This is a genomic window from Photorhabdus akhurstii, assembly GCF_019090985.1.
GTDB classification, from domain to species: Bacteria; Pseudomonadota; Gammaproteobacteria; order Enterobacterales; family Enterobacteriaceae; genus Photorhabdus; species Photorhabdus akhurstii.
This window is the reverse complement of sequence record NZ_CP020335.1, coordinates 623387-648425: the sequence shown is the minus strand read 5'-3', so window position 1 is coordinate 648425 and position 25039 is coordinate 623387. Positions and strand designations below refer to the sequence as shown.

Genomic DNA, 25039 nt, shown 5'->3' with positions numbered 1-25039 from the left:
AACAAAGAGGCAACTTGAAAGATGACGGGTATAAATAATTAAAACCGTTGCTTTCAATATTAAACGGCTTTTAGCACCGCTCTCAGTCGCGGATATCGACGAGCCAGACGCCAACGCAATCTAAACCCACGGGCATTTTTCCAGATCATTGACCAAATACCGCGATCAAACAATTCATGAACGATCTGTTGTTTTATCTCAGAGGATTCTATCCCATTAATGGTATGCAAAATCCCTAGCCCCTCTTTCGCAATCTGCCAATGACATGCCGGTGCCTGCTTGACTTGCTGCGGATAACGCTGATTAATCTTATTCAGCATCTCCAAAATTTTCATATAGTGATGTGCTGTCCTCACCTTAATATGATCATCAGCAGGGGCATGGGACACCGAGGAAGCATGGATCAGATAATCATAAAAAGATTCATCAATATATTGCACCCGATTTGCCGTTAACAAGAGTTCTGTCGTCCACGGAATATCCTGATGATGCAACCCCGGTTCAAACTGATAATGATGTTTTGTCAGAAAAGCTCGTTTATAGATATTTAGCCAAGTTACATGCAGGAATTTGCGTGAGCTCAGTGCTTGTTGCAACCATTCCGGCCCACTCAGAACCGCGGTAGAAGAGAGGCGATCGGAAGGAAAAATCTTTCGGGCTGGCCGACCATCATTGTAAACATAATGACCATTGCAAGTAGCAATATCCAGATCATTATTCTGAGCAATCTCTAACAACCGGTTATACATACCCGGATAAATGACATCATCAATATCAGGGAAAGCCACATAATCACCTCTGGCCTTCGCTAACCCCGTATTACGGGCAACAGAGACCCCTTGATTCTCCTGAGTGATAATTTCTGTCTTCGGGAATTTATCGGCATATTGCTCAATAATCTGGCGACTATTATCCGTTGAACCATCATCAACCAAAATTAATTCAAAATCAGTTAGCTTTTGCCGAGATAGATTGACAAAAAATTGCGGTAAAAACCGCGCCCCATTATAAATAGGTACGACAATGCTGAGTTTTAGTGATATAGACATAAAATCAATATATTCCTTTAGTACAAAAGTGTTATTTTTATATTGACATTAGCTGGATATTTATCAGAAAAATAATTTCCACAGATAAAGATAAATCTAATAAATATTTATTGCCTTTACATTACACTTAAAAATAAAATAATAATGATTTATAGTAATTTTTATCTTAAATCATTATCATTGATATACACTATATAATCAACCACATCCAGATAATTTATCTTTTAATGCCACATCTATTGCCAATTAATTATTATATAAACATCTCCATTAATAATTTTTACCATCCAAAGTCATCAACAGCCGACATTTTCACCAATATTACTACTGAAACTAATAATAGTTCAACCGCAGTTAAACAATTACTCACTATATTTCACATCAACTAATATAATGATGGTATTGTTTATCTTTGGTTTTAGTAAAAAGCAGATAATAGTATTTGCAATGAAGCTGAGCTGTACTGGTAACGCACACTATCCTACGTCATACGCAGTATTTTATTGCTTCCAGTGAATTATGTTGGGTTTTACCGGACCCCAGATTTTCATCTTCCACTCCCTAGAAAAGGAATCTAATATTATGAAAAAACAGGAAAAAATAGCCTCGCGGGCAATTATTGCCGCCAGCCTGCTGACACTGATAACGGGCTGTAGCCATATGGAAAAAATCCATATGCCAGAAGAAAATAAACCCGTCCTTTCTACTAAGCTAGACATCCATCAGCCAACATCGATCATTGTTCCTGTCACTATCTCCGGTAAAAAATATCAATTCTTGCTGGATACTGGCGCAGGGCAAGATCACGAATGTTTTTTAGCCAAAAATAAAATAGGTTGCTTCAAATAAAGCACTGTGATCTTATACTCTCTTTTGAGAGTGAAAACCTATATCATGTGCCTTGAGAACTTTACCCTTCATTTTTCGGCAATCCAAGACCCTCGCCAGAGTGCGAAAGTCACCTATCCTTTATTTGACATCCTGTTTTCGTCACTGTGTGCCGTGATTGCGGGCGCAGAAGGCTGGAGTGATATTCAGGAGTATACCGAAGGGCACCATGATTGGTTCCTGAAACAAGGCATGTTCAAAGAAGGTGTCCCTGTTGATGATACGTTTGCCCGCCTTATTTCGCGCATTAACCCGGAACAATTTAACCTCTGTTTTATCAACTGGATGAAGGCTGTTCATGAACTCACCCAGGGCGAATTAGTGGCCATTGACGGTAAAGTATTGCGGGGCGCTTATTCACCGGAAGAGCGCCTTTCCACGCTGCATTTGGTGAGCGCTTATGCCACCACGAATAAACTGGTGATGGGTCAGGTTAGGACAGAAAAGAAGTCCAATGAAATCACGGCTATTCCTGAGCTGATTAAATTGTTAGACCTAAAAGGCGCGTTGGTTTCCCTTGATGCGATGGGATGTCAGACCCGGATAGCTCAGGCACTCCTTGATGCGGGTGCGGATTATTTGTTCAGTGTTAAAGATAACCAAAAACATCTCCACAGGGCGATTCAAAAGGCGTTAAAAGCCCAGCGTATCGCGCCTTCGGTAAGAGAAAAAGTCATGCTGGAACAGTCGCATGGACGCCTTGAAATCCGGGAAAGTCATGTCATCAGTGCCGAGACACTCAAAGCAGAATTCCCCGCCTGGCCGGAATTAAAAACCCTTGGTGTTGTCATGGGTTACCGGCAAGAAAAAGGCCAATCACCCAGTCTGGAGTATCGTTATTACATCAGCTCAGCCCCCCTGACAGAAGAAAGCTTAGCTCAGGCAGTGCGCAGCCATTGGCGTATTGAGAACAATCTCCATTGGGTATTGGATGCGACGTTTCATGAGGATGATTGTCAGATTTATCGAGAAAATGCGGCGGAAAATATCGCGATATTGAGGCGAATTGCCTTGAATATGCTGAAAACAGAAGGCAGCAAATTAAGTATAAGAAAGAAACGAATGCGAGCCTGGATGAAAACGCAATTTCTGGAACAAGTCGTACAAGCAGGATTTTCTAATCTGAATAATATTTAAGCATTCATGCGGTTGCCCTGGATACTGGCGCCAGTTATACCTTCATCGATCATAAGCTGGCAAAAACGCTGACACAAACCACACCAGAATCAAAAATACCAGTTACATTCCACCGTATGCTGTCCGATGGGCTGGTTACAACCAGTGAAAAACGCTTACACAAAGCTGACTTAACATTATGGCAACCCCTGGCGATTACCCTCGGTAATCATACGGTGCCAGGCTCTGATCCCTGGATTGGTATTGACATGAGTCTCTTTAATCAGTCCATTGGTCAGGAACTGGATGGTATTCTCGGAATTGATACTTTTCGTCAGTTAAACTGGGAAATAAATAACCTGAACCACACATTAACAATATGGCGCCATGCGCCTTCAATCTTAAATTATCAACAATGTGAACCTTACAGTGATAGCTATGGCAAATCTCCCGCAATCCAAGTTTCTAATGTCGTTTTTAATATAGATACCGGGGCCGATTACAGCTATGTTTCTCAGGAATTTATTGAATATCTGAAAAAAGAGCACAAAGATAAAATTTCTGAAGGAACCCGTGTCAAATATGCGTCCGCTAGTGGGCTTGATAGTAGTAAAGAGTATCTAATTGATGGCTTTTATTTACAGCAATTGCCAGTAGGTCGTCTGAGAATTGGCGAAAATAAAAATGATCTCTACAATCTTGGTATGAGTTTCTTCTCGCGTTTTGATGATTATCTGTTTATTCCAAATAAAATGCTGCTCTGTTTTAACGCTAAAAATTTCACCCGTTATGACAATCCATTACTTCGCACGATTGCAATCCGTTATTTTAATAACAAAGTAGAGATATTTTACAACGATCCCAAAGATATTGAAAAATTTGGATTAAAGAACGGTGATATTGTATTGGAAGTTAATGGTCAACAAGCCCTTCCTAAGGATATCACCTATCTTCGCAATCAGTTGTCAGAGACACCATCAGGTAAATTGACAATAAAAATTGAACGAAATAACACCCAGAAAATTATTACCATTTAATAAAATCATTTATTGAGGGAGATATAGGTTCTTCCTCAATAAACTTATTCAAACGGGCAGAAGGGATTTGTGGAATCCTCCCTGCTGAAATCAAACAGATCTGTCAGCTCAATCTGTAAACCATTCGCAATAATATTGATGATTTCAAGCGTAGGATTTCTAACCCCACGCTCAATACCACTGATATACGTCCGATCAATTCCACATTTATCGGCAAAAGCTTCCTGAGACATGCCAGACGATTGCCTGAGATACCTAACTCTTTGTCCAAAAAGGGATTTTACAGCATTTGGCTTTTTCATCCGATAAGTATCGAATTATGTTACTTATCAGACCACGGACTATGAGTCACTTTTTATGGTAAGTTATGTTATCATATGTGACTTATAGTCTACTATGTAACGATTTACCTTTTCATATCAAAGTTATCCGTAACACGGAGGATTAATAATGAAAAATCAGGACTGGCACCCAGCAGACATTATCGCCGAACTGAAAAAACGGGGAACATCATTAGCAGCCGTTTCAAGGGAAGCAGGGTTAGCATCATCCACCCTTGCTAATACCCTGCAACGTCGCTGGCCCAAAGGTCAACGACTTATTGCCGAGGCTTTAGATTGCGATCCCGCTGAAATATGGCCTTCGAGGTACACAAAGTAAGTGGCTGTAGATCAAAAATGGAGTAGTTTATCAATGAGATAAACTGCTCCAACCTACTTTATATCATTCGGTAAGAATAATGATTACTTGTAGCTGCTTGTATTTATCTTTTCCTATTCGCAACCCATTTTCTTATGCGAATGTAAAAAAATCAGGTTGCCTTTTGTTTTCACGAAAAACACACTTTTGATGTGTACTTAAAGTGTGTTTTTGAGGTTTGCCATGAAGCATAGAATTAACATAACAGTTGATAAAGAAAATTACCTGATCCTGAGTTCAGCCGGTGTAAATATTTCAGGTTTTATTAATGAAATCATTACCAGAGAAGCTCAACGAATCAAAGCTGAAAGTTGGAAAGAAGATAATCGCAAAGGAATGGAGGAAGTTGCTCAATTTATTGAACAATATGGCTCATTTGCTGATGAAAACAGGAACTGGTAAATGCAATTTGTTGTTTATCAATACAAACGAAGCAAAAGCAAATACAGTATATTTGTTGATGTACAACGCGACATCATTGAAGCACTAGGAAGGCGTATGGTTATTCCTTTGGTTGAAGCGGATCATTTTTCAAACAAGGTGAATCGTCATCTATTTCCCATATCTGGTTTTCAGTTTTTTCCATTTGTGCCAATCTGCTGCGTCTGTATGAATATTTTTCTGTAAACAGAAGGGGTCATGCCCGTATTTTTAACAAAGGCCCTGCGCATCACATCGCTGCTTCTGTATCCACAAGCTCCCGGTATTGCCTTGAGCGGGAGCCTGCCTTCCTCAAGCAAAATCCGCGCTTTCTCAATACGTGCATTCTCCAGCCATACTCCTGCTTTCATGTTGAGCTCCTGGCGGAACAGGCGTCCCAAATGCCTGATGCTCAGGTTCATATGTGTAGCCATGTCCTGCAAACCACTTATGTCCTGTAGGTTTGCCTGCGCCCAGCGTTGCAAATCCTGAAAAGCGGCTCTCCCGGATAAGGACAACTGACTCCTGCGGATAAAGTGCCCCTGACAGACCGGTCGCCTGAAAAACATGACGAGACTTGCTGCCACCTCCATCGCGATCTCGCGGCCCAGATCCTCTTCAACCAACCGGAGCGCCAGATCCAGCCCGGATGTCACCCCCGCAGCCGTTCTCAGGGAACCATCAGCCACATAGAGCATGTCCGGTTCAACCATGATTTCGGGAAAACGCATCGCGAGCAGTTCGGCACACTCCCAGTGGGTTGTCACCCGACGCTGCTTCAACAGTCCAGTCTGCGCCAGCAACAGGGCGCCAGTACAGACGGAGCCGTAACGCTGACTACGATGGCACATTTCGATGATTGCAGCACGCTCCTGTTCTGAAAGGGTATGGTTATGCGCATTCGGCGCGCCAGCCACAAGAAACGTGTCTGCCGAGTGGCTGGTTGTATGGCTCAAAATCACATCAGCCACCAGCTTAACGCCTGACGAGGAAGTGATGATGTCTGAATCGGTCGACATCACGCTCAGGGAATAGACCTGCCGGTGCAATATGCGGTTCGCTTCAGCGAACACGTCCAAGGGGCCTGAAACATCGAGCAACTGAACGTCAGGTACGGCCAATATGGTGATGTTGTGAATCATTGCCTTACAGAAGTCTTATTTAATCTTAGTGTCCTGAATCATCGTTATAAGTTAATTCAGGACAGGTGTCATGTGTTTTATGCTTACCTTCACTTAATCAACCGGAGACAGCATTATGAGTTTTTCAGTTAACGGAGTGAGTATTCCTGATACCCAAATAACCCGTGACGCAACCACGTTCATCCGCGATACGGAATCTGATCTGCTTTTTCATCATTCGAGTCGGGTTTACTATTGGGGGGCGCTCGCCGGCCAGCGTCTTGGGCTTAGTGTGGACCATGAATTGCTCTATGTCGGATGTATGTTCCATGACATTGGCCTGACACATGAGCATTGCAGTTGTGACAAACGATTCGAGGTTGACGGCGCGAATGCGGCGAAACATTTTCTGCAAGGATACGGCATCGCTCAGGCCGATATTGATAAAGTCTGGACGGCGATTGCCTTGCATACCACACCGGGCATTCCAGAGTTTATGGCGCCCGAAATTGCGCTTGTCACCGCTGGCGTAGAAATGGACGTGTTGGGCATCAATTACGAAGCGTTCAGCGACAGTGAGCGCACTGCTGTTGTACAGCAACATCCACGCACTGATGGCTTCAAGGAAGAGATCATTCAAGCTTTTTATGACGGCATCAAGGATAGGTCCCAGACAATGTTTGGTAGCTTTAATGTGGATATCATACAGGATAAAAAGCCCGGACTTGTTCCCCTCAATTATTGCAACGTGATCCGCAATTCCCGCTGGAAAGGCTGAGTGTCCTGCTGTGGCAGCCGAAGGATAACCTGCCAAAGTGCAGGTTATCCATTTTGAGTCTAAGCAGCAGGCACAGAGAAGAGCTGTCTAACCCTTTTTCTCCGCGTCAAAATCAAACAGATCTTTCAATTCGATCTGTAAACCACTTGCTATAACATTGATAACTTCAAGCGTGGGATTCCTGACGCCACGTTCGATGCCACTGATATAAGTGCGATCAAGTCCACATTTATCGGCAAAAGCTTCCTGAGACATACCAGATGCCATTCTGATATATCTAACTCTTTGTCCAAAAATGGATTTTATCGTGTCAGGTTTTTTCATTCGATAAGTATCGAACGATGTTACTTATCAAACCACGGACTATAAGTCACGTTTTCCTGTAACTCATGTTACTAATATGACTTACAGCAAAAATACGATGAATTATGTTTTAATAACCAAGTGATCTGTCATTGGGAGGATTAAAAAGTTCAACATCATGGCACAAAAGGCATATATAGCTTCTCTTATCATTCACTTCCTTGATCCCTATAGACACTACCGCCTTTGTCTGGCTGGAGAGGAGCCAAACAAACATAACGTTACAAACCAAAAACATGAAAAAAACTTTAGATATATTAATCTATCAATAAATTTTAGTCACAGATATTATCTTAATTTTTATTTATTAAGCACGATTTTTGCGCGTATAAGCCGCTAATACCGTACGTTCTGACTGCTCCAAATAGCTTTTTAACTCGGAGGCCGCACTTTCTGGTTCACCTTCCTCAAGTAACGCCAGAATATGGGCATTCTGATCAATATAGGGAACATAAAAAAGTTCGGGATCGTTCAGATAACCAAAAGCCAGACGCAATTCCGCAGAAATATGCCCATAGAATGTTATCAACCGTTCACTGTCAGTCAGTTCAACAATAGCTGAATGAAATGCCATATTTGCGGTTCCAACACCGATCCAGTCCTGAGTATCACGACACCGTTTAGCCATTTCGACTGCACCGCGCATGTGTTCAACCGCAGGATGCATAGGATAAGATTGCGCCAATGCCTGACATTCAATAAGCCGCCGAACGCGATAAATATCGATAATAGAAGCGATACTCGGTGTGGCGACGAAAACACCACGGTTAGGTTCATATCGCAGTAGCCCTTCCTGAGTCAGCACACGAAAAACCTCACGTAATGTATTACGCGATATTTCAAGTTGTTCGCTCAAAGCCGCTTCTGATAGTCGTTGACCGGGTGATAACTCTCCAATAATCAGTTTTTGCCGGATAGTATCTGTAACTTTTTCACTTAACGTCTTAGGAGAGGAATTATCTTTTTTCATAATAATTAATTGAAAGAGCGGACCAAATGTAGCAAACCTGACCACAAGTTCCCGGTTGCAAAGATAAGAATGGCAGGCATCTTCACACATTCACCTACTGCCAGCAAGCATAGAGATTCCTCCCCACAGACTGTTTTCTACGCCAGAATGATTATTGCCTCACAATAGTGCATTAAACGCACCATCATAGAGCATCACTAGGGTAAAAAGTGATCTGCATTCCATTTTTATAATTAAAAAATAATTTTATTTGCCTATTCTTTCGCCTCATTCTATTTATTGTTCAACAATACAAAAACAATTATTTAACAATAAGTGCAAATTATCCAACGATGGTACGCATATTGCTTGGATATCAATTTATCTACCGCACAGGAATTCAACCTATGACGACACAGCAAGCAACCGCGATCTTTTTCCACCGAGGTGACACAACATGCAACAGATTGTGAATCTATGGCCGTTGATTGGCATCGCGGTCATTGTCGTGGGTTTTTTACTTAGGTTTAACCCAGTATTGGTGGTGATTGTCGCAGGGATAATTACCGGGCTGGCAGCACATATGCCGATCACAACGATTCTGGAAAAGCTAGGCTCCGGCTTCCTTAATACCCGAAATTTGCCACTAATTTTGCTGTTGCCGCTGGCAACTATCGGCCTTTTAGAGCGACACGGCTTAAAAGAACAAGCTCAAACCTGGATTAGCAATATTAAAACTGCAACCGCCGGACGGTTGCTGATCATCTATCTGTTCATTCGTGAAATAACCGCTGCGCTAGGGCTGACCAGTTTAGGAGGACACCCACAAATGGTGCGTCCCTTGCTGGCGCCAATGGTAGAAGGGGCTACGGAAAACCGTCATCATGACCTGCCTGACGATGTACGTTATCGCCTGCGGGCCATGTCAGCAGCAACCGACAATGTTGGACTGTTCTTCGGTGAGGATATCTTCGTCGCCTTTGGTGCAATCATCTTTATGCATAACTTTATGCTGGAGTCTGGGGGCATCCAAACAGAACCGCTACATATCGCTATGTGGGGAATCCCTACCGCCATCTGCGCCTTCCTGATCCACGCGTTCCGCTTGTCCCGTCTTGACCGCCAGATCGCTACCAGACTGGCAGCACTGAATAGCATGGACAAAAATCGAAGTAAGGTGGAGTAATGTTTCAGCAACAATATCTTTATTGGCTGGCAGGCGTGATCCTGTTGGCTGTAGCAATAATGTCCTGGCGTGATCACACCAACCCTCGCCGCCTGACCACCAGCCTGTTCTGGGCGTTATATGGCATCGTATTTTTGGTAGGCGACTGGACTTACCGCTTAATAGCACTATGGGCAGATAACGAAGCCGAGGCCCAAAAGATGCTACATATCGGTGTCGGGCTGATCGTTGTATTGATGGCGCTGACGGCTGGTTTTGGCGGTGTGCGATTGGGTAGCTACCATCAACGCACACCTCAACAACGGCAGGAAAGTGCCGCCCGTTTGGGGAATCGTCTATTTCTTCCCGCACTGGCAATCCCTATCGTCACAGTGATCGGCGTATTACTGTTTAACCACGTCCCTGGGTTACAACTGGTACTGTTCGGTACCGGCAATCATGCCACGCTGGTGACGCTGTTTTCCATGACAATGGGCTGCTTAGTTGGATATGGCGTTGCACTGAAAATGACGCGTGAAAATGTAACTCAATCAACCCAAGAGGCGCGTCGCTTACTGGATTCCATCGGTTGGGCGTTTATCCTGCCACAGATATTGGCTACGCTAGGACTATTATTCACCGTCGCAGGTGTCGGTACCGCAATTTCTCACCTGACAGAACACTATTTAGCAGTGGATAACCGATTTATCGCGGTGGCGACATACATACTCGGCATGGCGCTATTGACGATGATAATGGGCAACGCCTTCGCCGCGTTCCCGATTGTCACCGCCGGGATCGGCATTCCCATTCTGGTACTGCAACATGGCGGTAATCCGGCGGTCATGGCCGCCATCGGCATGTTCTCGGGATATTGCGGTACACTGATGACCCCAATGGCTGCAAACTTCAATATCGTTCCTGCCGCACTACTGGAATTACCAAATCGCAATGCGGTCATTAAAGCACAAATCCCCACTGGAATAGCGTTGTTAATTGCCAATGTTTTTCTGCTCTATTTTTTGATGTTTTTGTAAGGAGAGATCCCATGAAAACCGTTCTAATTACCGCTTTTGAACCTTCTTATTGAGGTTATCACGATGAAATTTATTGATTTAAACAGCGATCTTGGCGAAAGCTTTGGTCAATGGAAAATGGGCGACGATAACGCCATGCTGAGTATTGTCACCAGCGCCAATGTAGCGTGTGGATTTCATGCTGGTGATCCTGCCGGGATACTTCAAACCTTAAAATCTGCCCACAAAAATCAGGTAGTGATCGGCGCTCATGTATCTTATCCCGATCTGGTCGGATTTGGTCGCCGTAATATGGATATCTCTAGTGATGAACTGATCGCGGATGTTATTTACCAGATTGGCGCGTTGAAAGGTCTGGCGGCGGCGGCGGGAACCACCGTAAGTTATGTTAAACCGCACGGCGCACTGTATAACACCATTGCCCATGATGAATACCAAGCCCTTGCTGTTATTACGGCGATTCGTGAAGTAGATGACAATTTAGCGCTGGTTGGATTAGCCGGCTCAAAAATATTGGATTTAGCGAGGGAAAACGGTTTGCGTACCGTCGCGGAAGCCTTTGCTGACAGAGCTTACACCCCACAAGGCACGCTAGTTTCCCGCCGAGAAAAAGGGTCTGTGCTTCATGACGCTAATGTCGTTGCCCGACGTATGTTGCAATTAGTGACCGAAGGGGGAGTTGAAGCCATTAATGGCAGTTTTACCCGTATTCAAGCGGACTCCATCTGTGTTCATGGTGACAGCCCAGACGCGGTAGAAATGGCACGTCAGGTGAAACTCACCCTGCAACAAGCCGGGATCACCGTACGCTCCTTTATTTAAATACCCAGGAGTACTTAGTGCGTTTTTTACCTGTTAATTTAGATGCCATTATTGTCGAGCTTCACGATCTGAATGAAACGCTGGCGTTATTTGATTCACTTAACGCCCACCCTATTGCAGGCGTAGAAGAAATTATTCCAGCGGCCAGAACACTGTTGATTCGATTCCGCCCCAATGTGGTTTCCACGGTCAAACTTGCCAGAGAAATCAATGGCCGCAACCTGAATACACTGAATAGGACAACCGGGAAACTCGTTGAAATCCCGGTGTATTACAATGGTGATGATCTGGTTGAAGTGGCAGAAATTCTCGGCATCACCACACAGGAAGTTATCAAGCGACATACAGAAAGTGAATACACCGTTGCTTTTACCGGATTTGCCCCCGGATTTGCCTATTTAGCCGCAGATTCAGACTGTTTACATGTCCCTCGCCGAATGACGCCAAGAGCCAGCATCCCCGCGGGATCAGTTGGTCTGGCTGGAGAATTCAGTGGGATATACCCTCAAGCCAGTCCGGGAGGATGGCAAATCATCGGTACCACGCCAGAGCGCATGTGGGATCTCTCACGTTCTCCCTCTTCCCTGTTGCAACCCGGTTTCCGGGTACGTTTCAGAGATCAAGGCAAAGGGACAACAATCACTAACCCCGTCCCCCCTATTACGCCTATAGAGGACGTTTTATCTTCGCAGGTTGATAAACACGCCTCACTGAAAATCCTAACCACTGGAATACAAACACTTTTTCAGGATTTAGGGCGTTCAGGACAGGCTAGTTTAGGGATTTCTGCCGCCGGTGCGCTGGATAAAACAGCGCTGAAAAGCGCCAACCGAATCGTCGGTAATCCTTCGGACAATGCATGTCTGGAAATTGTGCAAGGAGGATTAAGCTTTATCTCTCATGGCAATGTCATTATTGCTGTCACAGGCGCTGACTGCCCAATCACTGTTCAAACAGGATCTGGCCGAAAGTTTCAGGTTGATGGCTATCAGCCTGTTGATCTGAGTGACGGTGATAAAGTGACGCTAGGAACGCCCAAAGCGGGAGTGCGTTCTTATTTAGCGGTGCGTGGCGGCTTTGCCAAACAACCTATTCTCTCCAGCCTCTCTTACGATACGCTGGCACACATTGGCCCCAGTCCAATCGCTATAGGCGATACTTTGGATATTCTGACTCTCACACAGGGTTCCGCTGTATCAATGGATGAAAGCCCGGCTTTCAATATGCCCGCCACTGACGATATCGTTACACTGGACATTATTCTAGGGCCGCGCACTGACTGGTTCACCGCAGAAGCGCTATCCCTGCTAAAAAGCCAGCTTTGGCAAGTTACACTACAATCTAACCGAGTCGGTATTCGTCTGTATGGCGACACACCATTATCGCGTCTTAACCATAAAGAGTTACCGAGTGAGGGAACGACCACCGGCGCAATTCAGGTTCCTGCCAGTGGCCAACCGGTTCTGTTTTTAGCAGATCACCCTTTGACCGGCGGCTACCCAGTCATTGGTTCCGTTGCCAGCTATCATCTCGATCTTGCGGGACAAATTCCTGTCAATGCCCGTATCCGTTTCAACCCAATCACTGAATTTCACGAAATAAAAGAGAGCGATTGCCGCTCATGAGTACCGCAATGACTATGAATATTAAAAACCATCCCATGAAAAAAGTTTTGATTGCTAACCGCGGTGAAATCGCCGTCCGTATCATCCGTGCCTGCCGGGATTATGGTTTACAATCTATCTCTGTCTACGCTGATTCGGACATCAATGCACAACATGTACAACTGGCTGATGAGGCTTATAGTTTAGGTGGAAACAGCCCCGCTGATACCTACCTTAATATTCCCCTATTATTAGATATTGCGAAACGTTCAGGTGCCGACATGGTACATCCCGGATACGGATTTCTGGCTGAACGGGCAGAATTTGCCCGTGCCGTTATTAATGCAGGCTTGATCTGGATTGGCCCTGAACCAGAAACCATTGATATTCTGGGTGACAAAGTTAAAGCACGCAAAATTGCCCAACAGGTAGGCGCGCCACAGGTTTCAGGCACAGAAGAACCGGTGAAAAACGCGGAGGAAGCTCTGGCGTTCGCGGAACAATATGGCCTGCCAATTGCAATTAAAGCAGCATATGGCGGTGGTGGACGTGGCATGAAAGTGGCGTGGCGGCTTGATGAAGTCACCGAACTCTACAATTCGGCTGTTCGTGAAGCAACAGCGGCCTTTGGGCGTGGAGAATGTTTCATTGAACAGTTTCTGGACAAACCTCGCCATATTGAAGCGCAAATTCTGGCTGATAAACATGGCAATGTGGTGGTACTTGGTACACGCGATTGTTCACTGCAACGACGTAACCAAAAATTGGTAGAAGAAGCGCCGGCCCCATTTTTGACCGAACATCAGCGCCAGCGTATTCATCAAGCAGCACAGGATATTTGCACCGCAGCCCGTTACATCGGAGCTGGTACCGTGGAGTTTCTCCTCAGTGTCGACGGCACGATCTCCTTTCTGGAAGTCAATACTCGCTTGCAGGTCGAACATCCGGTCACTGAAGAAACCACAGGGATCGACATTGTGGTAGAACAATTTCGGATTGCAGAAGGTAAACCTTTATCCTTAACCTCAACACCGCTCCCTTTAGGCCACTCTTTTGAATTCCGCATTAACGCAGAGGATGCGGGTAAAGGATTTTTACCGACGCCCGGAACGGTGACGGTATTTTCTCCCCCTTCCGGCCCAGGCATAAGGTTGGATTCTGGTGTTGCAGCAGGTTCCACCATCCCTGACACCTTTGATTCTCTGATGGCTAAGCTGATTGTCACCGGAACAACCCGCCAACAAGCTATTGCCCGTGCGCGACGTGCATTACAGGAATTCAGGATTGAAGGTGTTGCATCAGTATTGCCTTTTCATCAAGCAGTAATGGAACATCCTGATTTTATTTCCGATGACACATTTAACGTCCATACACGTTGGATCGAAACTGACTTTATCAATGACATAAAAATATCTCCGCGTCAGGAAAACCATTATCCAGAACAGGTAACACGTACTTTTATTGAAATTAATGGCCATCGGCATGAACTGGGACTACCTGCCGAATTATTAAAAGGGCTTTCATTGCTTGATTCTGGGCAAAATTCCATCACTGAGAACAAAGGTAGTGAAACTGGGGAGGCAATAACAGCACCAAATCCCGTCTCAGCACCAATATCTGGCGTTCTACAATGCTGGTATGTGCAGGAAGGTGATGAAGTTAAACAAGGCGATGTCATTGCTGTCATGGAGGCAATGAAAATGGAAACGCAACTTACCGCACATCGTTCCGGGAAAATCGTTATCTATACAGAAGAAGGCGGTTATCAACAGGCAGGAAATGTACTGGCAAGTATTAACGATGATTAATAATAATGATAATCGCCAAATTAATCACAATTAATTAGCTCATTTGACACATAAATTCACATTACCCAACACAACATCAAATTGTGCGGATAATTTCCGCACAACTTTAATTAAGAGGTTAAATCTAAAATGCAATCAATATCGTGAAAAAGAAGATAATTACCCCCTTTATGAATAGGATAAAATAACTATTAAGGGCAGTTTTTTAATCATTTCGTTAAGATTGACAATAAGGAAAATAAGCCATCACACAATTTAACAACTGTTTATTTGTCGTACTCCGCAAATTATTAACAAAACTCTTTTTTTATCTGAAAGAAATGTTTACTAAATGTTTTTAATATCATGCTTTTCAATTTAAAATTGAGAGATTATTAAAGCCAATAATAAATAAAAAAAAATATAAGAACCAAATAAAGAATAAAAAACCGTAATTTATTTATAATTATAAAGTGATAACAGCCATATATATTTATCTAGTTAATGACAAATGGCATGATAATCCGTGACTATTTTCACATATATTTAAACAATAAGAAATCATTAATTCATTATAAATTATCGGTTATAAATAGTGTAGAGGTTTATTTTCCACACTTGGCAACACCAATAAATACACAAAAATAAAAATACAATAAAAACATATAGTTATAAATATTTTCATATCAATAGGATACAAGTAAAACTTAATAAGAATAAATAAAAACGCCATAGTCCATACACTACACACATTGATATCCCCAATAAATACATTAAATTCAGACTATTATTTTATTCTAACCATATAAATATTATTTCATCAAAAGATAATATTACTCATTTAATAATTACTCATATCCATATGATAATTATGCACATATATACATCTATTTGAATAGTATATACACTTACTATTACAACAACATCATAATATTAAATAATTTAATTGTTTTACATTTCCTTTACAATTACCAACATAATTTAAAACTATAATAAATCCATATATATTTTTACAAACACATTTTTATATAGATTAGCATCACAATTTCAACATTACTCAACAAAACAATAACTCAAATAATTGCAATTACCATTAAACAGAATACTATATTAATAGTAAAATAAAACTTTTATTTACAATATTTTCCTGATGGTCCAAAAGAAGACTAAGTTAAAAAACAAATTCAGAAGCATTGATTAAAAAGAAAAAATATTCGTTACTTTAAATTATAATAATAGTGACAGCTAAGTAACCCAGGAGAATAATGTGATAACAAACGATTACGAGTTGATAACCGCGCCAAACAGTGTACCAGTGAAAATGTGGACTCATGGTGTACCGGTAGAAGCGGAAGCGCGTGAACAACTGTTGAACACAGCAAAAATGCCTTTCATATTCAGCCACTTAGCCGTTATGCCTGATGTACATCTTGGTAAAGGTTCAACCATCGGCAGTGTCATTCCAACTCGTGGGGCGATTATTCCAGCCGCAGTAGGCGTAGATATCGGCTGTGGCATGATGGCAGTATGTACCTCATTGCATGCCAAAGATTTACCGGACAACCTATATGCTATCCGTCATGCTATTGAAATTGCCGTACCACACGGACGCACAGCAAACCGTAGTGATAAGGATAAAGGCGCTTGGCAGCAACCGCCAAAAACCGTCGATCACCATTGGAGCGTGTTGCAGACCGGATTTAAACGGTTAACCGATAAATATCCACAATTACTGAAAACTAATAACCAACAGCACTTAGGGACACTAGGTACCGGTAATCATTTCATTGAGCTGTGTTTGGATGAATCTGACCGGGTATGGGTAATGCTGCATAGTGGATCACGCGGTGTAGGAAATGCCATTGGCAATCTATTTATCACTCTCGCCCAACAGGACATGAAACAGCATATCGCTAACCTGCCTGACCGTAACCTGGCCTATTTTGAGGAAGGCAGCCGTCACTTTGCCGACTATATAGAAGCGGTCGGTTGGGCGCAAAACTTCGCCCGCCATAATCGCGAAGTCATGATGCAGCATACATTGGCAGCACTGGCGACGGTAATAACAAAGCCGTTCACTGCCATAATGGAAGCGGTAAATTGTCACCACAATTATGTGCAACAAGAGCAACACTTCGGCCAAAACGTGTTAGTCACACGTAAAGGTGCGGTCGCAGCACACCAAGGCGTCATGGGCATCATTCCTGGCTCAATGGGTGCGAAAAGCTTTATTGTACGTGGTCTGGGAAATGAACAGAGTTTTTGTTCATGCAGTCACGGCGCTGGCCGAGTATTAAGCCGCACAGCAGCGAAAAAACGCTTCACAATAGAGGATCAGAAGCGTGCCACGGCACACGTGGAATGCCGCAAGGACAGCGACGTCATCGATGAAATTCCGATGGCCTACAAAGACATTGAGGCCGTAATGGCCGCTCAGTCTTCACTAGTAGAAATCGTTCACACCCTGCGTCAAGTGGTTTGCGTAAAAGGATAATCAAGATGAAAGAAAAATTTGGTATCAGTGACATCATGAAACAACACATATGCCAAAAACTGGCGCAACTTGAGACAGAGCTGCAAATACGAATACTCTACGCCTGTGAATCAGGTAGCCGCGGTTGGGGATTTGCCTCAACAAACAGTGATTACGATGTACGTTTTATTTATGTACATACTCCATCATGGTACTTACGCGTCGATCCCTCTCGGGATGTCATTGAACTACCGATCAGCAATGAGCTAGATATCTGTGGTTGGGAACTGCGTAAAACTTTAGGGTTGCTGAAACGAGCCAACCCAACACTGATGGAGTGGGCAGACTCACCGGTAATTTACTACGAAGACGTGGAGTTTATGGCAGCGCTACGTGCCCTATTACCAGACTATTTCTCCAACAACAGAGCGCGATATCACTATCTGTCGATGGCAAAGAAAAACTTTCGTAGTTACCTGCAAGGCGAGAAAATTCGGCTGAAAAAATACCTTTATATACTACGTCCATTGCTGGCGGTACGTTGGATCGAAGCTGGTAAAGGTGTGCCACCGATGCGCTTCGACACCCTGCTAGCCGGAACTGTTACAGACGCGGCGCTGATGCAAGAGATACAGACTCTACTTGCCATCAAGCGTAACGCTGACGAAACGGAGTATAGTCCACGTTTTAAACGCATTCATAACTTTATCTGCCGCGAATTGGATGATTCAGTTACCCGCTGCGAACTCAAAGACAAAAAACATCTCCCAGATACCGAATTGGATCTACTTCTGATGCACACAGTACTTCACAATAATCATAAAGAAGAAGGAGAATACCTGTTAAAAAACGGATAAGAAATCATACATATATGACATTTCAGCGATAAAGCTGGATGTTTACAAAAAGCCAGAAAGCAGGGTCTTCCACCCTGCTCCAGAAATAAACAGATCAATTCTCTATTTTAGGCTGGAAATTTATTCAAAAAAACAGACAGTTATAGAATCATTAACCTAAAATAATATGAGGCGCAAATCGTGATGTATCCTTCGTGATCCTGCCAATATCTTCCCTGACCGATAGACCAGCAGGCGTGTCATTAACGAGCCAACTACCGATAAGAACATGGCTATCGCCAATCTTTGGCAATGGGGTATATTGCTGCACAATGTAACCCTCCTCACCGTAAGGACCCTCTACTTCTTCAACCACCTTGCCATCTTTATGAATACTAATATTTGCTCCCTCACGGCTGAATATCGGCTTCATAACGTAGTGAGTTAAGCACTTGGCTTGCGGATCATCGGCAAAATAAGCCTCAAGCAGATTTGGGTGTCCTGGAAACATCTCCCAAAGCAATGGCAAAATTGACTTATTCGAGGTGATGCATTTCCACATTGGCTCAAACCAGTTAACACCCGCCGTAACCAAGTGTTGAGCGTATTCCTCACGAAACATGAACTCCCACGGATACAGCTTGAATATAGAATCGATAATCTTGTTATTACTATCCGTAAACTTACCACACTCGCTGAGTCCAATATCTTCAATATAGACAAACTCGGCATGAATACCTGCGTCTTTGGCGCAATCAGCCAAGTAATCAACCGAACCTTTGTCTTCTTCCGTGCCCTTACAACAGGCAAAATGAAGCGTGTTGAATGGCAAAAAAGGTTTCAATTCACAGAAGCGATTAACAAGCAGTTCCTGTAGTAAGTTGAACTGATCAGCAGCATGAGGCAATTCACCACGGTTAACTTTATCTTCCAACCATAGCCAGCTAAAAAAACCATGTTCATAAATAGAGGTCGGCGTATCTGAGTTAATTTCCAATAACTTTGCCGGGTTTTTACCATCATAAGCAAAATCAAGACGACTATAGAGGCTTGGATCTCTGCGCTTCCAAGATGCGCGAACCAGTGACCGCATCGCTTCTGGAATTTGGAATCTAGCCATCAATTCATCACTGTTAACCACTTGCTCTACTGCTTGCAGACTCAACCGATGGATTTCCGCTGTCGGAGCTTCAATATGTTCTTCAATCTGCTTGAGAGTAAACTGGTAGTAACGGTCTTCCGTCCAGTACGGTTCATTATCGATTGTATGAAAACCAAACCCAAATTCTTTTGCTCGCACTTTCCAATCATGACGAGGTGTGGTTGGGATCTGAAGCATGATGTTAACCCTTGATAATGCTTATTTGAATCTTGGAAAAAATCATCGCACAAACGCTTAATTCAGCAATCATGCCTCGATGCAAGACACTGATAACAAAAAGCCTGCGAATAAAATGTCAACACCAGTTAACCACCCCAACTGTATTTAGCGGAAGATGTTGAACCAAAACCACCAGAAGATTTAGTGGTGACGATTGGCTTGCTATCATAGCCGCCAGAATAACGGGAATCGCTGCTTTTAAACCTCTGTTCCTTTTCACGTATCAAGCGTTCTCGATACATTCTCTCCCTGTGTTTACGTTCTGAATAATCGCCGATTTCATCAACGATCCCAGATGCAATATAAGCAGTTGATCGGGGGTTCAGTACAGGATTTATACCTGTAACTACATTTCCAGAATTTGCATACAAAGCGCCATGTGTATTTGCTGTAGTCTGAGAAGCTTCTTTCTCAATTGGCAGACGAACCGTCTCCAGCGGCTGCAAATAACGTCGGTTCATCTCGTACTGGATATTGCCAATATCAGAATAGGCGCCAATGACCTTGCCATCAGCAAAAAAAAGCTTACCGTACAGGTCGCTATAGCCTGATGTTGAAGTAAATAGCGGCTGGTAAAACACGTTGCGATACTTTTCAGCCGCCATATCATATCGGCTAAACTGTTCCGGCTTCACCTCCGCCATCATAAAGGCGGCCATCTTCGGTCGATAACCTACAGCCCCCGGCATTGCTTCACACTCACCATACTCAAGCTCACACATGGCTTTCTTACGAAATTTCTGCGACGTACGTTCCGCTTCACGTAATGCCGCTTGATATGTGGTTTCACACTGAGCCGCGATCGTATTCTTTGGATTATTCTGACAAGACGCCAGGTCCTTATAGACATTGATTGACAGTTCATCCGCCGATTGACCGCAACCCACGAGTGAACCCATACTGAGCACCAATGACGTGAATGAGAACCCACGCCAATATTTACGTTTACTCTCAATGTTGATGACAGTGCTGCGCATTCTGCGCTTTTTGTTCCCGTTCGTCATACGATCCCCAAATCAGTAAGTCATGCAGGCTGCGTTTAAAAGACCAACAGAAATTGACACCGACGCCAGCACAACCGCAGCAGGGACCTCATTATTCTCGATGCGAGATACAATCTTTGGCATCATAAATATGCGAACCATAAAGAAGCCAACAATCTGAGCCAACAACGCAACAACACTCCACATCACGAAATCAATAACCCCCACAGAGTTGCTTGCCGCACTTGCAATGGCGATGCTGTAACCAACCAGCGCGCCACCAAGCGATATCGCAGCGGCACTATTCTTCTCTTGCTTGATAAGTTTCCACTCATCGTGCGGAGTAATTATTGTGTAGATAAACTTGAAAACGATGAAAAAAACCAGCGCCAACCCAAAACACAAGCCAAAATTGCCTACACCATGCATAAATTGAGAGAAAGCCTGTTCTTCATTTTCCAATGTGATCATTTATGCCACCACTTTAAAATCAGTTTGGTTAAGTTGAATACCGGTGCTCAGTACCATCAATCTATCCAGGTTACTCCCTACCACTTTTTCTTCTCCTACAACTTGAAGTTCTTCTGTTCGGTTATGAGCAACCTGACGCGTATACACCATCACAAACTGATCAGTTTCAGTTATATTCCCCTCTTTAGTGTAAGTTTTCTCGGTAACAGCTACAGGCTTAACATTGTCCCACAACCGCGAGAACTGGGTGCCGTCGAGATCATATTCTCCATTTGGCGTGACGATACCGTTTTTAATGAGCGCATCCCATTGAGCTTGCGAATCTATCGGTTTAGTTTCGTAAAAATACCACAGGCTCACTTCCTTCACGCCATCATCCCCCTCCCCTTCTTGAAGTACTTGAAGATAACCTTCGTCATCGGTGTAATAACGAACCAAACGTACGTTATCACCTAAGTCGACAACACCAACGGAACATATAAGCTGAGTTGAAGCCGCATTTTCGATCGTTAGGTCAGATTCAATCAGTTTTAGCATCAACGGGTCTATCTCAAATACACCACCGATACGCAAACCTAATACTTCCGGCACCTTTGGCACCACAGGCGCAACTGTCTTGCTCCCGAATGCGCTCTTAAACGCATCTGCGATTTTGGAAAGCATAGAAATATCTCTTGATAGGAAGATCCCACTTTAAAAAGCAGGATCTTGATTTAACAACTTGGTATTTACTTGCCAAGGATACGAGCAAGTTCATCTTCCGCGGACATAGCGCTTGAAGTTATACCTGCCTCTTTAAGCTTTTTATCTAGATCGCTAGAAGTCATACTATCGTGAAGCTCTTGCTGAGCTTCGAACTGAGCCGCTTTCTCAGCCTGACGTGACTTGATGCGTTCAAGGGAATCAAGGGCGGTAGATGTTTTTGAAGAAGCGCCAACGACAGAGTTATGAGTCGCAGCTTGGGCTTTCTGCACCTGTTCAGTTGCTTTAACCAAATCAACTTGATTCTCAAGCTGAGACACCTTCTTTTTCGCTTCTTGCACATTGTGTCGGTGCGTCGCTTCAGTCTTCTGAAACGATTCAAACAACGCTTGCTCTCTTTCCAGTTCATCACGCAGGGTCGCAACTTTCTGAGCACACTCCAGAGCAAGCCCATTGTCGCCTTTACCCGCGGCAGAGCGAGCATAACCCTCGTACTCTGTGATACTGTTTTTGATATCAGCAACCTTTTTCTCTGCCATTTTTCGCTTAGCAATCATGCTAACCAGGCTTTCATCCGCACGGCGGATTTCTGCTTTTGCTTCTCGGATTTCCTGATCAAGAATCGTCAGTGCGTTGCCATCAGCGACAGATTCTGCCGCATTATTTACCGTTCCTTTAATTGCCTTAAAAAGCTTTTTCCATACATTCATTGATATTTCCCCTACACTGTTATTTTAGGAACTCAGAATACGCATCAAGAAGCTCAGTGATGTTGGTAAACAGCATAGAGACTTCGATGACAACGCTTTCTTGTTTTGATTCTGATGACAATGAACCAAAAGCGGTATAGTAAGATTGACCATCGACTTTAGTTATTCCAACTGAAGTCAAAGGAATCATTTTGTGCGTTTCTAAAATAAACTGATTTAAAGAAGCGGGATCTAAAACATTCTCTTCCGAAAACAGTAATGCCTCCACTGTAATTTGCCTGCCGCAAATCGCCAGATGTGCTTTAATTCCGTCTTCGTTAGTAATTGCAAGACATTCACCTATTTGCTCTACAGTCCAGTCGTTACCAGATTCATTAAGAGCTTTAATCACTTGATTTAATTCCAAACTATCTACTCCACTGGTTTGTTTTATCATTAAAATCAGCACATTAAGTTTAAATTATCATCAGATTATACATTTTTCAATAAGTATTACGTTAAAATAGCCCAGTATTAAACCTAAAATACTCATAAGCATGGTAAATACTAAAAACGCATAAAACCTTAAATACAGCATTACTGAACATTATTAAAACCTTATACCCTTCGCTTAGTGACCCTGTGCTATCTCAATACCTCCCGCACAAAACACCATGAGAGTATTCGCATGAAAAAACTTATCCTGAGGGATGATTAAAATCACGCTTAACTAGGTTGCTTTATAGATTTGGCGTATCACAGTAAATAAAATAGAGAATTGCAGGCTAAAATAAAAACTTCCAGTAAAATCAACCGATATTGATAAAAGTATCCCTTTTGGTTATCAACTCATTTAACCTGCTAATATTGAAACTAAAATCTTTTTCAAACTCCCATTTATCTCCGACATAAAAAAGCTTTTCTACTTAGCGCTTCTTACATTCAACAGAGATTAACCTTATGCATTAACTATCAGATTTAACCTTTATTTACCGTCATAATCTTTTCATCACCATTTAAACTATCTGTTTTCACTTCATTTGAAAACTAAGAAAGCCGATTTATACAATAAACAGAAAAGCGATGATTATAGATATTAAAAGGGTGATAAAACGTTTATATTTTTACTATTTTACATTGAGATATCTTTTAACGACAGATAGTTAGGTTCACGGACAGTAAAAGCTTATCGGAAAGACTTTACCTGCAATCTGCGGCTCCCTTCATTTTTAAGGGAGCCCGCTTTAATCATTCTTTAATATGAACAGATTTACCATTAAAGGTAACAACCTGCCCGGCTATCGCTTTATAACGTTTACGGGTTTCTATCTGACTATTAACTTCAACTAGACCTTCAGCAATAACCGCTTTAGCGCTAGCACCGCTTTCACTCCACCCTTGAAACTTCAACAGATCACACAACGCCACATAAGGGTGGCCTTCTAAATAAAAAATTTCCATCAACAACCTTCAATTGTTTCCACATCATGGTATTCCTCGCAGGCTTGCAAGGTATTCTGAATAAGTGTCGCGACTGTCATTGGGCCAACCCCTCCCGGAACCGGAGAGATCCAGCTTGCCCGCTCTGATGCAGTTTCAAAATCAACATCTCCGATGACTTTTCCATCTTCCAGACGATTAATTCCGACATCAATAACAATAGCGCCGGGTTTAATCCATTCACCGGGGATAAAGTTGGGTTTACCGACAGCCACAATGAGTAAATCCGCATGCTCCACATGATGACGTAAATCTTTAGTAAAGCGATGAGTCACCGTAGTGGTACAACCAGCTAATAACAACTCCAGGCTCATTGGACGACCAACAATATTTGAAGCGCCGATAACGACAGCATTCAGCCCATAAGTATTGATTCCACAACGCTCAAGCAACGTTGCGATACCGCGCGGCGTACAGGGACGCAACTTTGGCGCACGTTGACACAAACGACCAATATTATAGGGATGGAAGCCATCAACATCCTTATCAGGCTGGATACGTTCCAGAACTTTGACATTATCAATACCGGCAGGTAAAGGGAGCTGAACCAAAATTCCATCAATTTCTGAATCATTATTAAGCTGATCGATAAGATTCAACAACTCTGCTTCACTGGTGGTATCTGGCAGATCATAGGAACGGGAAACAAACCCGACTTCCTCACAGGCACGGCGTTTACTTGCGACATAAATCTGAGAAGCAGGATTTTCGCCGACTAAAACAACGGCAAGACCAGGAGCACGTCTTCCCGCAGCAACACGTTGTTGAACACGCACTGCGACTTCACTTCTGATTGTCTGCGCAATCGTTTTCCCATCAATAATTTTTGCTGGCATGTACGAATAAATCCATAAATCAAACATTGGGATACTGCCTATTTTGTCAGAACATGAACGTGCTGTCAGTTTTATTGATAATCAGAAAATAGCCAGATGAAGACTTATAAGCAGAAAAGCCATTGACTCAATGGGTTGTCACCGTATAATCTCTCCCCGCATCAGAGCATTACTGATGCAGCTCATCTCTCAAGATGCGCCCTTAGCTCAGCTGGATAGAGCAACGGCCTTCTAAGCCGTAGGTCACAGGTTCGAATCCTGTAGGGCGTGCCATATCAACCTTTCTCATCGTCTAGTAAAGCTCATAAAACCCCAGTAAACACAAAAAGTTAA

At 43.2% G+C, this 25039-nt stretch carries 27 protein-coding genes and 1 tRNA gene; 15 read left to right on the top strand and 13 right to left on the bottom strand.

What is annotated here, in order from left to right; genetic code table 11:
- Window positions 1-59: 59 nt before the first annotated feature.
- On the bottom strand, window positions 60-1049 hold the full coding sequence (locus B0X70_RS02825) for a glycosyltransferase (RefSeq protein WP_217470841.1): 990 nt from the start codon (window positions 1047-1049) through the stop codon (window positions 60-62).
- Window positions 1050-1631: 582 nt separating this feature from the next.
- Between B0X70_RS02825 and B0X70_RS02820 the strand changes: the two genes are divergently transcribed.
- From B0X70_RS02820 to B0X70_RS02810, 3 genes are read left to right on the top strand one after another with little or no spacing between them, the layout of a single operon-like run.
- Complete coding sequence (locus B0X70_RS02820) at window positions 1632-1898, top strand: pepsin/retropepsin-like aspartic protease family protein (RefSeq protein WP_246593419.1); 267 nt, start codon at window positions 1632-1634, stop codon at window positions 1896-1898.
- 45 nt (window positions 1899-1943) lie between these two features.
- Window positions 1944-3074, top strand: coding sequence for an ISAs1 family transposase (locus B0X70_RS02815; RefSeq protein WP_046397199.1), 1131 nt, complete (start codon window positions 1944-1946; stop codon window positions 3072-3074).
- Window positions 3075-3076: 2 nt separating this feature from the next.
- The gene (locus tag B0X70_RS02810; protein WP_336246319.1) at window positions 3077-4090 is read left to right on the top strand and encodes an aspartyl protease family protein; all 1014 of its coding nucleotides are present in this window, start codon (window positions 3077-3079) and stop codon (window positions 4088-4090) included.
- A 44-nt stretch (window positions 4091-4134) separates the two neighbouring features.
- On the opposite strand, the gene B0X70_RS02805 is transcribed toward B0X70_RS02810, so the two are convergent.
- Window positions 4135-4392: a helix-turn-helix domain-containing protein gene (locus B0X70_RS02805; RefSeq protein ID WP_071647114.1), complete on the bottom strand. Its 258-nt coding sequence runs from the start codon at window positions 4390-4392 to the stop codon at window positions 4135-4137.
- Window positions 4393-4540: 148 nt separating this feature from the next.
- Here B0X70_RS02805 and xreR2 point away from each other — a divergent pair, with 148 nt between their 5' ends.
- The 3 genes from xreR2 (at window position 4541) to B0X70_RS02790 (ending at window position 5416) form a co-directional block, all read left to right on the top strand.
- Complete coding sequence (gene xreR2 / locus B0X70_RS02800) at window positions 4541-4750, top strand: cell morphology transcriptional regulator XreR2 (RefSeq protein WP_036811682.1); 210 nt, start codon at window positions 4541-4543, stop codon at window positions 4748-4750.
- Window positions 4751-4972: 222 nt separating this feature from the next.
- Window positions 4973-5191: a type II toxin-antitoxin system antitoxin CcdA gene (gene ccdA, locus B0X70_RS02795; protein ID WP_110085895.1), complete on the top strand. Its 219-nt coding sequence runs from the start codon at window positions 4973-4975 to the stop codon at window positions 5189-5191.
- Entirely contained in the window at window positions 5192-5416 is a 225-nt protein-coding gene (locus B0X70_RS02790) for a CcdB family protein (protein WP_217470840.1), read from the top strand.
- Here the strand turns inward: B0X70_RS02790 and B0X70_RS02785 are convergent.
- On the bottom strand, window positions 5362-6351 hold the full coding sequence (locus B0X70_RS02785) for a GlxA family transcriptional regulator (RefSeq protein ID WP_105397560.1): 990 nt from the start codon (window positions 6349-6351) through the stop codon (window positions 5362-5364). The genes B0X70_RS02790 and B0X70_RS02785 overlap by 55 nt on opposite strands.
- A 115-nt stretch (window positions 6352-6466) precedes the next feature.
- Between B0X70_RS02785 and B0X70_RS02780 the strand changes: the two genes are divergently transcribed.
- The gene (locus B0X70_RS02780; RefSeq protein ID WP_036811676.1) at window positions 6467-7108 is read left to right on the top strand and encodes an HD domain-containing protein; all 642 of its coding nucleotides are present in this window, start codon (window positions 6467-6469) and stop codon (window positions 7106-7108) included.
- Between the two features lie 87 nt (window positions 7109-7195).
- On the opposite strand, the gene xreR1 is transcribed toward B0X70_RS02780, so the two are convergent.
- Complete coding sequence (gene xreR1 / locus B0X70_RS02775) at window positions 7196-7432, bottom strand: cell morphology transcriptional regulator XreR1 (RefSeq protein ID WP_071647112.1); 237 nt, start codon at window positions 7430-7432, stop codon at window positions 7196-7198.
- Window positions 7433-7778: 346 nt separating this feature from the next.
- A complete protein-coding gene (locus tag B0X70_RS02770) occupies window positions 7779-8441 on the bottom strand; it encodes a GntR family transcriptional regulator (RefSeq protein WP_217470839.1) in 663 nt (220 codons plus the stop codon).
- A gap of 436 nt (window positions 8442-8877) precedes the next feature.
- On the opposite strand from B0X70_RS02770, the gene B0X70_RS02765 reads away from it, so the two are divergent.
- From B0X70_RS02765 to B0X70_RS02735, 7 genes are all read left to right on the top strand, one after another.
- A complete protein-coding gene (locus B0X70_RS02765; protein ID WP_036811671.1) occupies window positions 8878-9606 on the top strand; it encodes a DUF969 domain-containing protein in 729 nt (242 codons plus the stop codon).
- A complete protein-coding gene (locus tag B0X70_RS02760) occupies window positions 9606-10622 on the top strand; it encodes a DUF979 domain-containing protein (protein WP_040148919.1) in 1017 nt (338 codons plus the stop codon). Before B0X70_RS02765 ends, B0X70_RS02760 begins: the two co-directional genes overlap by 1 nt.
- 63 nt (window positions 10623-10685) lie before the next feature.
- Window positions 10686-11444 (top strand): LamB/YcsF family protein, encoded by a 759-nt coding sequence (locus tag B0X70_RS02755; protein ID WP_217470838.1) that lies wholly within the window; start codon window positions 10686-10688, stop codon window positions 11442-11444.
- A 17-nt stretch (window positions 11445-11461) separates the two neighbouring features.
- Window positions 11462-13069, top strand: coding sequence for a 5-oxoprolinase subunit B/C family protein (locus B0X70_RS02750; protein ID WP_217470837.1), 1608 nt, complete (start codon window positions 11462-11464; stop codon window positions 13067-13069).
- Between the two features lie 14 nt (window positions 13070-13083).
- Complete coding sequence (locus B0X70_RS02745; RefSeq protein ID WP_418889062.1) at window positions 13084-14856, top strand: acetyl/propionyl/methylcrotonyl-CoA carboxylase subunit alpha; 1773 nt, start codon at window positions 13084-13086, stop codon at window positions 14854-14856.
- Between the two features lie 1300 nt (window positions 14857-16156).
- Window positions 16157-17329: an RtcB family protein gene (locus B0X70_RS02740; protein ID WP_181148295.1), complete on the top strand. Its 1173-nt coding sequence runs from the start codon at window positions 16157-16159 to the stop codon at window positions 17327-17329.
- 5 nt (window positions 17330-17334) lie between these two features.
- Window positions 17335-18165, top strand: a complete 831-nt coding sequence (locus B0X70_RS02735) for a nucleotidyltransferase domain-containing protein (RefSeq protein ID WP_105394588.1) — start codon at window positions 17335-17337, stop codon at window positions 18163-18165.
- Between the two features lie 151 nt (window positions 18166-18316).
- Here the strand turns inward: B0X70_RS02735 and B0X70_RS02730 are convergent, their stop codons facing one another.
- The 8 genes from B0X70_RS02730 to folD all read right to left on the bottom strand — a co-directional run bounded on the left by B0X70_RS02730 (window position 18317) and on the right by folD (window position 24706).
- A complete protein-coding gene (locus B0X70_RS02730) occupies window positions 18317-19483 on the bottom strand; it encodes a glutathionylspermidine synthase family protein (protein WP_217470835.1) in 1167 nt (388 codons plus the stop codon).
- A 128-nt stretch (window positions 19484-19611) separates the two neighbouring features.
- Complete coding sequence (locus B0X70_RS02725; protein ID WP_217470834.1) at window positions 19612-20529, bottom strand: DUF1190 domain-containing protein; 918 nt, start codon at window positions 20527-20529, stop codon at window positions 19612-19614.
- Between the two features lie 12 nt (window positions 20530-20541).
- Window positions 20542-20979, bottom strand: coding sequence for a DUF350 domain-containing protein (locus B0X70_RS02720; protein WP_036811655.1), 438 nt, complete (start codon window positions 20977-20979; stop codon window positions 20542-20544).
- Window positions 20980-21642, bottom strand: a complete 663-nt coding sequence (locus B0X70_RS02715) for a YjfK family protein (RefSeq protein ID WP_217470833.1) — start codon at window positions 21640-21642, stop codon at window positions 20980-20982.
- 65 nt (window positions 21643-21707) lie between these two features.
- The gene (locus B0X70_RS02710) at window positions 21708-22391 is read right to left on the bottom strand and encodes a PspA/IM30 family protein (protein WP_046395228.1); all 684 of its coding nucleotides are present in this window, start codon (window positions 22389-22391) and stop codon (window positions 21708-21710) included.
- Window positions 22392-22410: 19 nt separating this feature from the next.
- The gene (locus B0X70_RS02705; protein WP_036811640.1) at window positions 22411-22827 is read right to left on the bottom strand and encodes a DUF2170 family protein; all 417 of its coding nucleotides are present in this window, start codon (window positions 22825-22827) and stop codon (window positions 22411-22413) included.
- Between the two features lie 791 nt (window positions 22828-23618).
- Window positions 23619-23831 (bottom strand): ribosome-associated protein YbcJ, encoded by a 213-nt coding sequence (ybcJ, locus tag B0X70_RS02700; RefSeq protein ID WP_036811637.1) that lies wholly within the window; start codon window positions 23829-23831, stop codon window positions 23619-23621.
- Window positions 23831-24706: a bifunctional methylenetetrahydrofolate dehydrogenase/methenyltetrahydrofolate cyclohydrolase FolD gene (gene folD, locus B0X70_RS02695; RefSeq protein ID WP_036811634.1), complete on the bottom strand. Its 876-nt coding sequence runs from the start codon at window positions 24704-24706 to the stop codon at window positions 23831-23833. Before folD ends, ybcJ begins: the two co-directional genes overlap by 1 nt.
- A gap of 196 nt (window positions 24707-24902) precedes the next feature.
- Here folD and B0X70_RS02690 point away from each other — a divergent pair.
- A tRNA-Arg gene (locus B0X70_RS02690) sits at window positions 24903-24979 on the top strand.
- Window positions 24980-25039: the final 60 nt, after the last annotated feature.

Bases quoted from the DNA above. Each gene is read 5' to 3' on its own strand.
- B0X70_RS02820 (WP_246593419.1), top strand. From the start codon at position 1,632: ATGAAAAAACAGGAAAAAATAGCCTCGCGGGCAATTATTGCCGCCAGC.
- ccdA (WP_110085895.1), top strand. From the start codon at position 4,973: ATGAAGCATAGAATTAACATAACAGTTGATAAAGAAAATTACCTGATC.
- B0X70_RS02715 (WP_217470833.1), bottom strand. From the start codon at position 21,642: ATGCTTTCCAAAATCGCAGATGCGTTTAAGAGCGCATTCGGGAGCAAG.
- xreR2 (WP_036811682.1), top strand. From the start codon at position 4,541: ATGAAAAATCAGGACTGGCACCCAGCAGACATTATCGCCGAACTGAAA.
- folD (WP_036811634.1), bottom strand. From the start codon at position 24,706: ATGCCAGCAAAAATTATTGATGGGAAAACGATTGCGCAGACAATCAGA.
- B0X70_RS02710 (WP_046395228.1), bottom strand. From the start codon at position 22,391: ATGAATGTATGGAAAAAGCTTTTTAAGGCAATTAAAGGAACGGTAAAT.
- B0X70_RS02790 (WP_217470840.1), top strand. From the start codon at position 5,192: ATGCAATTTGTTGTTTATCAATACAAACGAAGCAAAAGCAAATACAGT.
- B0X70_RS02770 (WP_217470839.1), bottom strand. From the start codon at position 8,441: ATGAAAAAAGATAATTCCTCTCCTAAGACGTTAAGTGAAAAAGTTACA.
- xreR1 (WP_071647112.1), bottom strand. From the start codon at position 7,432: ATGAAAAAACCTGACACGATAAAATCCATTTTTGGACAAAGAGTTAGA.
- B0X70_RS02755 (WP_217470838.1), top strand. From the start codon at position 10,686: ATGAAATTTATTGATTTAAACAGCGATCTTGGCGAAAGCTTTGGTCAA.
- B0X70_RS02745 (WP_418889062.1), top strand. From the start codon at position 13,084: ATGAATATTAAAAACCATCCCATGAAAAAAGTTTTGATTGCTAACCGC.
- B0X70_RS02825 (WP_217470841.1), bottom strand. From the start codon at position 1,049: ATGTCTATATCACTAAAACTCAGCATTGTCGTACCTATTTATAATGGG.
- B0X70_RS02740 (WP_181148295.1), top strand. From the start codon at position 16,157: ATGTGGACTCATGGTGTACCGGTAGAAGCGGAAGCGCGTGAACAACTG.
- B0X70_RS02730 (WP_217470835.1), bottom strand. From the start codon at position 19,483: ATGCTTCAGATCCCAACCACACCTCGTCATGATTGGAAAGTGCGAGCA.
- B0X70_RS02785 (WP_105397560.1), bottom strand. From the start codon at position 6,351: ATGATTCACAACATCACCATATTGGCCGTACCTGACGTTCAGTTGCTC.
- B0X70_RS02805 (WP_071647114.1), bottom strand. From the start codon at position 4,392: ATGAAAAAGCCAAATGCTGTAAAATCCCTTTTTGGACAAAGAGTTAGG.
- B0X70_RS02705 (WP_036811640.1), bottom strand. From the start codon at position 22,827: ATGATAAAACAAACCAGTGGAGTAGATAGTTTGGAATTAAATCAAGTG.
- B0X70_RS02760 (WP_040148919.1), top strand. From the start codon at position 9,606: ATGTTTCAGCAACAATATCTTTATTGGCTGGCAGGCGTGATCCTGTTG.
- B0X70_RS02725 (WP_217470834.1), bottom strand. From the start codon at position 20,529: ATGACGAACGGGAACAAAAAGCGCAGAATGCGCAGCACTGTCATCAAC.
- B0X70_RS02735 (WP_105394588.1), top strand. From the start codon at position 17,335: ATGAAAGAAAAATTTGGTATCAGTGACATCATGAAACAACACATATGC.
- B0X70_RS02720 (WP_036811655.1), bottom strand. From the start codon at position 20,979: ATGATCACATTGGAAAATGAAGAACAGGCTTTCTCTCAATTTATGCAT.
- B0X70_RS02765 (WP_036811671.1), top strand. From the start codon at position 8,878: ATGCAACAGATTGTGAATCTATGGCCGTTGATTGGCATCGCGGTCATT.
- B0X70_RS02780 (WP_036811676.1), top strand. From the start codon at position 6,467: ATGAGTTTTTCAGTTAACGGAGTGAGTATTCCTGATACCCAAATAACC.
- B0X70_RS02815 (WP_046397199.1), top strand. From the start codon at position 1,944: ATGTGCCTTGAGAACTTTACCCTTCATTTTTCGGCAATCCAAGACCCT.
- ybcJ (WP_036811637.1), bottom strand. From the start codon at position 23,831: ATGGAAATTTTTTATTTAGAAGGCCACCCTTATGTGGCGTTGTGTGAT.